The organism is Rhizobium sp. SEMIA 4085, assembly GCF_013004495.1.
GTDB classification, from domain to species: Bacteria; Pseudomonadota; Alphaproteobacteria; order Rhizobiales; family Rhizobiaceae; genus Rhizobium; species Rhizobium gallicum.
The window spans coordinates 1-8,801 of the sequence record NZ_JABEPH010000259.1 but is presented as its reverse complement, the minus strand read 5'-3'; the positions used below and the strand labels follow the sequence as shown (position 1 = coordinate 8,801).

General features: G+C 61.8%; 6 protein-coding genes. 4 read left to right on the top strand and 2 right to left on the bottom strand.

All coding sequences use genetic code 11. The annotated features are described in order from the left end of the window. The coding region (locus C9413_RS22385) for a hypothetical protein (RefSeq protein ID WP_170250928.1) at positions 1-5,312 on the bottom strand (5,312 nt) is incomplete at its 3' end. A gap of 461 nt (positions 5,313-5,773) precedes the next feature. Between C9413_RS22385 and C9413_RS22380 the strand changes: the two genes are divergently transcribed. Further along, positions 5,774-6,142, top strand: a complete 369-nt coding sequence (locus tag C9413_RS22380; RefSeq protein WP_039845051.1) for an Hpt domain-containing protein — start codon at positions 5,774-5,776, stop codon at positions 6,140-6,142. 203 nt (positions 6,143-6,345) lie between these two features. After that, positions 6,346-6,666: a 2Fe-2S iron-sulfur cluster-binding protein gene (locus C9413_RS22375; protein WP_039845050.1), complete on the top strand. Its 321-nt coding sequence runs from the start codon at positions 6,346-6,348 to the stop codon at positions 6,664-6,666. 281 nt (positions 6,667-6,947) lie between these two features. On the opposite strand, the gene C9413_RS22370 is transcribed toward C9413_RS22375, so the two are convergent. After that, positions 6,948-7,574, bottom strand: coding sequence for a DUF922 domain-containing protein (locus C9413_RS22370; RefSeq protein ID WP_170250927.1), 627 nt, complete (start codon positions 7,572-7,574; stop codon positions 6,948-6,950). Positions 7,575-7,677: 103 nt separating this feature from the next. On the opposite strand from C9413_RS22370, the gene folP reads away from it, so the two are divergent. Together folP and C9413_RS22360 are read left to right on the top strand one after the other, a co-directional pair. Beyond that, entirely contained in the window at positions 7,678-8,541 is an 864-nt protein-coding gene (folP, locus tag C9413_RS22365) for a dihydropteroate synthase (protein WP_039845048.1), read from the top strand. Continuing rightward, a partial coding sequence (locus C9413_RS22360; RefSeq protein ID WP_170250926.1) for a dihydroneopterin aldolase occupies positions 8,541-8,801 on the top strand: 261 nt, incomplete at its 3' end. The genes folP and C9413_RS22360, both read left to right, overlap by 1 nt.

Below are 8,801 nucleotides of genomic sequence, written 5' to 3'. Positions count from 1 at the left end.
CTTTGTTTCTTGTGTACACGCGGAAGTCTGCATACGAGCTGCTCAGGAGTCCCGTGGGCTCGGATATGTGTATAAGCGTCCGATTCGCGGAGCTGCTGGGCAGCACCGTCCGATGCGCGGCCTGCCTCGCCGAGCATTCGCTCGACATCGGAAAGCGACGCGGTCAGCCCGCCGCGTAGGCGGTTCACCAGGTCGTTCGAGCGACGTTCGGCATTGTCGAAGGTGCCTTCGATCGTTGCGTTCGCTTCTTCGCCTGCCTTGACGATCGAGCTGCGCATCGCCTCGGCGGCTGCCTCGGCGCGCTTTTCCGTCTCCGAAAGCACCCGGCCGATATCGGCGAAGGAGGATTGCACGCCCTGGCGCAGATTGCCGGTGACCTGGTTGGAGCGCTGCTCGGCACGCTCGAAGGCATTCTCGACCATGCCGGAGAGCGCACGCATCGTCTTTTCAATCTCTTCGGAACGTTGGACGAGGCCGACGGAGAGGCTCTGCAGCGCGCCTTCACGTTCCTCGAGTGTCGAGACGAGGTTCGACTGCGCGGCTGCGAGCAGGTCTGACGCTTGGCTTAGGACCTTCGAATGCTCGTCGAAGCGGCCGATGATGCCGCCGACCTGCGCCAGCGTTTGGCCCGATATGTCGGAGAGGCGGTCGACCTTTCCTTCAAGAAGACGGGTCGAGGCGGAAACCATCTCCGCCGCCTTCGACGCCGAATCGGTGAAGCGCGAGGTGGTCTCGCCGAGGCGGCCGTCGACAGTGGCAAGTTCTTCTGCCGCACTGTTCATCATCATCGCCATCGAGGCACTGTTTTCGGACAGGCGCTCGATGAGTGAGTTGACGTTGGCAAGCAGGCTCGTTTCAAGAGCATTGACCGCCGTGGAAGCGCTCTCGGTTCGGGCCGCGATCGCATTCGCCAGGACTGCGTTTTCGGCGCGCAGGCGGTCCGCACTCTGTTCGGCTGCGGCGGCGATGCGGGCCGCAGCCTCCTTGCCGGCTTCCGTGTAGCGCTCGATCATTGGATGCGCCGTTTCGTCGATCAGGCGCGAGAGCTCGGAAGAACGGCCGGCGAGCATGGAGTTGAGCTCGCGAGTGCGCTCGTCGAGCGTCGAGCGGATCGTATGGCCGCGAGCTTCGAGCGCCTTTTCGACATCGGTCAAGGTCGCATCGATTTCGCGTGCGCGCTCTTCCAGACCGGAGCGGATCGCGCTGCTGCGGGCTTCGAGAGCCCTGTCGACGTTCGACATGGTCGTGGCGATGCCCTCGCTGGCGCTTGCGATCGTCGAGCGGATTGCGTCACCGCGGCTCTCCAGCGACGATTGGGCCTCGGAGAGAGCCTGCGAAATGGCATTCACCTGGCCGCTGACGAGCGTTTCGGCTTCGGCGACCTTGTTGACGATCGCATTCCCCGCCTCGGAGAAGGTCTGGGCGACGGCGGCTGCCTGGCTCGCGAGGCGGTTCTGCGCTTCGGAAACGCGGCCGACGATCTGTTCGGAGCGCTCGTCCATGGCACGCGCGAACTCGCCGCTCTTCTGGTCGAGGCCCTCGGTGAACTGCTGGCCGGTGCGGGCCATCAGTTCGGCCGTGCGTGCGGCTTCGGCATCCATGCCCTGGGCAGCATCGGCAACGGCGCTGCGCAGCGTCGAGGCGAGGCCGGCGGCCTTGCCTTCGATCGTCTGATTGACGGCGTTGAGGCCAAGGCTGAGCGCCCGGTCCATGGTGGAGAGGCGTTCGTCGATATGCTCGCTGCCACGATGCATCGCTTGAGCAAGGTTTGCCGTGCGGTCGTCGATGGACGTCGCGAGATTTGCGGCACGATCGTCGATCGTCATCGTGAGATTTGCAGCCCGTTCATCGACAGCGGCAGTCAGAGCCGAAGTCCGCTCGCCAATCGCAGCTGCGAGACTTGCTGTGCGCTCATCGATTGCGCTGGCGAGGCTCGCCGTGCGCTCGTCGATCGCGCCGGTAAGCGTATCGCTCGTGCTTTCCAGGACGGTCGTAACCCGCAAGGCGGCATCGTCGCCGAGTTCGCGAAGTTGCGAAATGCTGTCGTTAAGTGTTTCCGTAAGCCGGCTGCCTGCGGCATCCACCTGCGTTGCGACACCGCCGACTCCGTCGCGGATGCGGTTTTCGAGAGCGGCAAGGCCAGCTTCGACGCGCGAACCGGTTTCAGCAAAACGGCCGGTCATGCCGTCTATCGACTGATCGAGGTGCATGGAGAAAGTTTCGGCCGAGCGCGAGATTTCGCTTGCCGCATCCTGGAAGCGGCCGGCGATCTGGCCGGCGCCTTCACGCAGGCGCTCTTCGAGCGACCTGGCGCTGCCGTCGATCGTCTGGCGGATGGAGGCTTCATGATCTTCCAGCGACATTTCGAGCATGCTGGCGCTTGCGGCGACCGAGGCGCCGATGGTCGTTGCCTGCTCGGACAGCGTATTGCTGAGCTGCGCATGGGCGTCGCTGAGCGAAAGGCTGATCGCGTTCGCACGGTCGTCCAGCGTTGCGCGGATGCGGTCATGGGCGGAGGCAAGGCTGCCGTCGATGCGGGCGGCAGCTTCGCTGGTGAGCGACTCCATGCGTGCGGCTGCTTCGCCCGTCAGCGACTCAAGGCGGTTGTTGCTGCTGGAGAGTGTCGAGGAGAGCGCCGCGACGTGTTCGCCGAGCGACCGTTCGAGCCGTTCCTGGTTGTCGGTATAGGCGCTGCGAATCCCCTCTGCCTTGTCGGTGAAGGCGCCGGCAACCCGCGCCTCAGCACCTGCAACGGTATCGAGGAGTGCGTTGGTGCGGGCTTCCAGCGCGCTGTCGAAGCGGCTCTGGCTATCGTCGAGCGATATGGCAAGCGCCATCGTTTTTTCGTCGAGGGTGTCGGCCAGGCGGTCGTGATTGCTCGAGAGCGCGCCGACGAGTGCGCTGCTGCGCTCCGCCATGACACCGTCGATGCGTTCATGGGCGGAATCCAGGGCCTGGGTGATCGCCGCGGCTCGCTGGGAGATTACGTTGTTGAGCTCGTCGGCGCGGCCGAATGCGGAGGTTATCTGCTCCGTGCCGGCGGACACGGCAGCCGTGAGGTCGGACGTGGTCGACAGCAGGGTCTCGCGGAATTCGGTCGAACGCGCCGCGAGATTGTTGTGGAGTTCGGACGTGCCGGTTGCGAGCGCTAGTGAAATTTCACCGGTGGCGTTCTGCAGAGCAGATGCCAGTTCGCTGGTGCGGCCCGAAAGATTCGCCTGCAGCTCAGAAGTGCCGGATGTCAGAGCCTCGGAAAGCTCGCTTTTGGCATTTTTGAGCGCGGAGGTCAGTTTGCCGGTGTGGCTCGAAAGGTTCGTCCGCAGATCGGTCGTGCCGGACGCCAGCGTCTCAGCAATTTCATCCTTTGCGCTCTGCAGCGCGAAGGTGAGCTCGCTGGTGCGGCCTGAAAGGCTGCCATGCAGATCGGAGACGCCTGAGGCGAGCACCTCAGAAATCTCGCCGCTTGCGGACTGCAAGGCAGAAGTGATCTCGCTGCTGCGGGCCGAAAGGCTGCCATGCAGCTCGGAAACGCCGGAGGCGAGCGCCTCGGAAATCCCCCCGCTTGCAGACTGCAGGGCAGAGGTGATCTCGCTGCTGCGGGCCGAAAGGGCGTTGGAGATTTCGTCGACCTTGCTACCGAGAGAGCTTTCGAGAACTTCCTGACCTGTACTCAGCGCAGTCGCCAACGCGAAGGATTGGTCGGTCATCGAGGCGCCAAGGCGCTCGATGCTTGAATTGAGGATGCCGTCGATCGATTCCGAGCCGCCGGCCAGCGTCTCGTTGATGCGCGCAAGGCTTTCCATCAGCTTGGTGTCAAGCGAACCAGCGCGCTTGTCGAAGGCGTTTGTGAATTCCGCCACGCGCTCATCGAACGCGGTCGACATCTGGGCGACGGTTGCCTGCAGGCGCTCGTCGAAGAAGCCGGAGCGCAGGTCGAGGTCCATGATGGCGTCGTCGGCGCTGGACTGCAGGCTCTGACGGAAGCTTGCGCTCTTATCGTCGAGCGACGCGTTGAGCTTGGCAAGTACGTCGTCGAGCGTGCCGGTGATTTCGCGTTCGCCACCGGTCAGACTTTCGTTGATTTCGCGGGTGCGGGCAATCAGGATTTCGTTCAGCTGGCGGGCGCGGTCGTTCAGCGCCGCATTCAGCTTCTCGGCGCTGCTGTCCATAGTAGAGGCACGCGTTTCGAACTGGCTGAGCAACTGCTCACCGCGATCATTGAGGTTGGAGGTGAGCGTCTCCAGGCGCGTGTCGAATTCGTGTGCCAGCGCAAAACCGGAGGAGGTCAGCGTCTGCAGCAGCGAGTCGGTCTTGGCTGCGAGAAGCGAGCCGAGCGACTGGATCGCCGTTTCCGATTTTTCCGTCAGCGTCGCAGCCCGGGTGTCGATCATCGATGCGAAGGCTTCGCCTGATGTCGCAAGGCGCACGGCGATCTCTTCCGTCGCGAGCGAAAGGTCTTCCTTCAGCTGGTCATGGACGCCGACGATCGAGCTGCGGATGCGCTCAGCGTGATTGACGATCGCTTCGCGCTCGGAGCCGAGTTCATGAACCAGGCCGCGCACGCGCAGTTCATTATCGGCATAGCTGCGCTCAAGCGCGTTAACTTCGGAGTGAACCAGGGTTTCGAGCTCCGAAGCGCGCGCGATCGTGCGCTCGATGCCTTCATTCATGGCGGAGACTTCACGGCGAACGGCTTGGCCGACCGTCATGATGCGTTCGGATGCGATTGGTTCCGGTTCGGAGAGACGCAGTGCCACTTCCGCCATGGAGCGGGCGGCGTTGCGCATGTCCTGAGCGCGCGAGATCATGATTGCGAAGGCATAGAACAGAAGCACCGGCACGATGATGCCGACGATGCCGGCAATGACGCCGGGGAGGGCCGCGAGATCGGCAACGGAACGGATCTGCAAGATCTGCGGCGAGTAGAGCAGGGCCATCAGGCCGACGCCACCGACGATCCACAGCAGCGAGAAGAGCGTGGCGTTGCGCACGGCTGAACGCGTCGAGCCGCCGTCCAGCGATTTCAGAATGGAGGCCGCCGTCATGCGGTTTGCATCGTTCGCCGCGGCCAGCGCCGGTGCGCGGGCCACCTGCTCGGTCCTGGAGCCGCGGCCGCGGCGGCGCTGGTTCTCATCCTGGTCCTGCTGATTGCTGCGGGCAGATGGCGTGTCGGACACTTTGGCCTCCGGGGCGTCAGGCGTTTTAGCGCCGCGAGACGGCGCCTTCTGCTGGCTAAAGTCGATCTGGAGAGCTTCGTCCAATGCTTTGAACGCCTTGTCCTCGATCGACTCGCTATACTTGTTGTTCGCCATTCGGTTACGCCTCGTTACATCTCAGCCGGTTCAGCCGCATTTCCCGGACAGTGCCGCGTCCGGGTTCCAACCTTTGCCTGACCTTCCCATCCGAGCTCACGGACGGATAAGCATGTCATTTCAGGGTAGATAGCCGCTTTTTCAAACGGACGGTATCAAAACATTACCACTATCCACTTGGCCAGCAAAGGCGCGTACCATAAACCTAGTCTACCAGTATCGTAGTGACACATCCGGGCTTCCGAGACAATTAATGAAGCCTTGCTAATCACCATCCGTTAATCCGTTGTTAACATAATTTAACGCAGGCGGACGACGAAAAACCAATAATTTAGGGGCGTTAAGCGATTGTTAACCATAGCGGTAGAATCCCGTCCTCAATGTGCCAGAATTTAACGCGATCGCCACTCTCCAACCGCAGTGTGAATCCACCTGCGGGGTAAAGACGGGAGAATTGGCACATGGCAGCAGTCAGTATTGCGTTCGAGGCGCCGGATAATTCAAACGGGCCTTGCCCCTCGAAGGGTCGCCCGATCGACCTTGTTCATCTGGCAAAGCAGACGATGGGCGACAAGGCGCTTGAAGTCGAGGTCCTGAAGATATTTGCGCGCCAGGCACGCGCCTGCCTGCAGGAGGTTTCGTCAGGCGATGCAAGGAAGATACTAGCCGCTGCCCACCGGCTGAAAGGGGCGGCGAGCGCGGTGGGGGCCTTCCAGGTATCCGAAGCGGCAGACATGCTCGAGAACAATTGCGGCGATGCAGCGTGCATGGCCGCGGTCGGAGCCGCCGTCGTCGAAGCCGAAAATTTCATTCTCAAGCTCAGCCGCTAGAGCTGAGCATTTTAAGCCACTCGGCCCGCTGCTCCATTCCGGAACAGCGGGTCTTTTTGTGGCCAGCGGTATGACGCAAATGGAAAAGCCCGTCGCTTTTAAATATGGAATGAAACCGTGAAGGCAGTCGATGTTGACTGCCCATCGGATTTGTTGGAAGAAAAATTTCGATCCTCCCTCTTCATGTAATACCGGAAAGCATCATGCCCAAACTGACTATCGTTGCCTTCGACGGCACGCGCTTCGATCTGGATGTCGATCAAGGCTCCACCGTGATGGAGAATGCCGTGCGCAACTCGGTGCCAGGCATAGAAGCCGAGTGCGGCGGCGCATGCGCGTGTGCGACCTGTCATGTCTATGTCGACGAAGAATGGACCGAGCGCGTCGGCCCGCCGGAAGCGATGGAAGAAGACATGCTCGACTTCGCCTTCGATGTCCGCCCGACTTCGAGGCTTTCGTGCCAGATCAGAATGAAGGCGGCGCTCGACGGACTTATCGTCCAGGTGCCCGAGCGCCAGGCCTGAGGGGCGCAAAAAAAGCCTCGCGCGCCGGATGACGTGCGAGGCGAGGCGGGCGCATAACCATCGGGCGAGGGAGGACCGCCCGCGGCTTAGAACGCGCCAGGAGAACCAATTACAGAAGATCAGGTCAATCCCACCTGAACTTCCGAATGTGTTCATATTAGCGCGTGCGGGTTGAGTCGCATATCGCTAATTTTCATCATTAACAGGCTTTGGAGGGGGAAGGATTCGCATAGGTTTCGTTGCTCAGCTAACGATATTTCGTGCTTGTTGCGAAAATTGGGTTATTTTTCGCTGCCGGACGAGCTGATTCGTCTGTTGAGCAAGCGCATCATCCTGCTCTGAAAGTTGACTGCCTCGATGCGGTCGAAACGCGCCTGCAACCTGTCGTGTTCTTCTATTCCGCGATTAGATTCTTCCGTGACAAGCTCCTGCATGGCTCCGCAGCTGCGCTGGGCAGGCAGTGCGAGAATCCGTCGCTCCATGAGACGTGCTTGTGTGCGGGCGATTTCCGCGTGCCGCTCCTCATGCCTTTTGATGTCGCTCGAAAGTGCATCCCAGATCGTCGACAGCTGTTTGCTGGCGCCGTTGCGGTTTCGCCAGCGCGGCAGGATGATCTGCGTGTGAACGGTCACCTTTGCGCTGGCGATGCGGCAGCGGCCGTTGCTCTGCACGTAGGTCGCCTCGCCGCCGAAGCGGATTTTCGTCGCGCCGGGGTGACGCGCGGAGGAGCCGCTCGCCGTCGGCCCGCGGCGACTCAGTTCCTCATCGCGCTCGCCGGCACTCTTTCCGCGGATGTCGAAATAGGAGTAGCTTTTGGTCGCAACGACTTGAGCCGAGGCGGGAATGCAGAGGGCAGCCGTCATGGAAAAAGCAAGGACGAAACGCATATAACGCGATGCGGAAGGCATTCTTGACGCTACCCGTGTTGAAGTTCGGCGGAGCTTGGGGCATAGCCACCGCGAGCGCAATACAGGGCGTCGGCTTTTTTTATTATCAATGGGATATACCCCGATGCTACAGCTTCGAAGCAGTTTCTGGCGCGTGGCGCATGGCCGCGAAATAGAACTCGGGCCGCGCGGCATAATCATGGCGATCATCAATGTGACGCCGGATTCCTTTTCGGATGGCGGACGCTACGAAAGCGTGGATGCGGCGGTCGAGCATGCCCTTCAGTCCGTCAGCGAGGGTGCCGCGATTATCGACATCGGCGGGGAGTCGACACGCCCGGGTGCTGCCGAAGTCAGCCCTGCGGAAGAGCAGTCCCGCGTGCTGCCGGTGATCGAGGCTTTGCGCGGCAGGAGCGATGCGCTGATTTCGATCGACACCTACCGCGCGGAGACGGCGCGGCTCGCTGTCGGGGCCGGCGCGCATATTATCAACGACGTCTTCGGATTGCAGAAGGAGGCGGAGATCGCGAGGGTTTCGACCGATACCGGCGCCGGGCTCTGCCTCATGCATACAGGCCGCGAACGCGAGAAGCTTCCGGACGTGATTGCGGACCAGTATCATTTCTTGGTCCGCTCCCTAGAGATCGCCGCGGAAGCAGGCGTCATGCGCGAGCGGATCGTGCTCGATCCGGGCTTCGGCTTTGCCAAGGATGCCGACGAGAACCTAGAGCTGATGGCGAGGTTTACCGAATTGCAGCGTTTCGGATTGCCGCTGCTGGCGGGCACGTCGCGAAAGCGCTTCGTCGGTACGGTCACAGGACGGGATGCGGCTGAGCGCGACGTTGCGACGGCGGCGAGCAGCGCACTGCTCAGGCTACAGGGTGCCGCGGTTTTCCGTGTGCACAATGTCGCAATCAACAGGGATGCGCTAGCGGTCGCGGATGCTATGCTGGCGGCGCGCCGGGATTTCGAGCAAAGAGAAGGCTGATGGGCACGAAATATACAATCACGTTGCAGAATTGCGCGTTCTTTGCGCGTCACGGGGTTCACGACGAAGAGGAGTTTCTCGGCCAGCGGTTCTTCGTCGATGCCGAGCTCGACGTCGTCGCGGCGGGGGCGCTCGAAAGCGACTCGATCGACGACACCGGGGATTACCGGGATGTCTTCACCGGGGGAGGAGAGACCCTCCCCCGCCAGCGGCGCCATCCCGACCACAGCCCGGGGCGCGCTATTGTCAAGAGGCCCTGG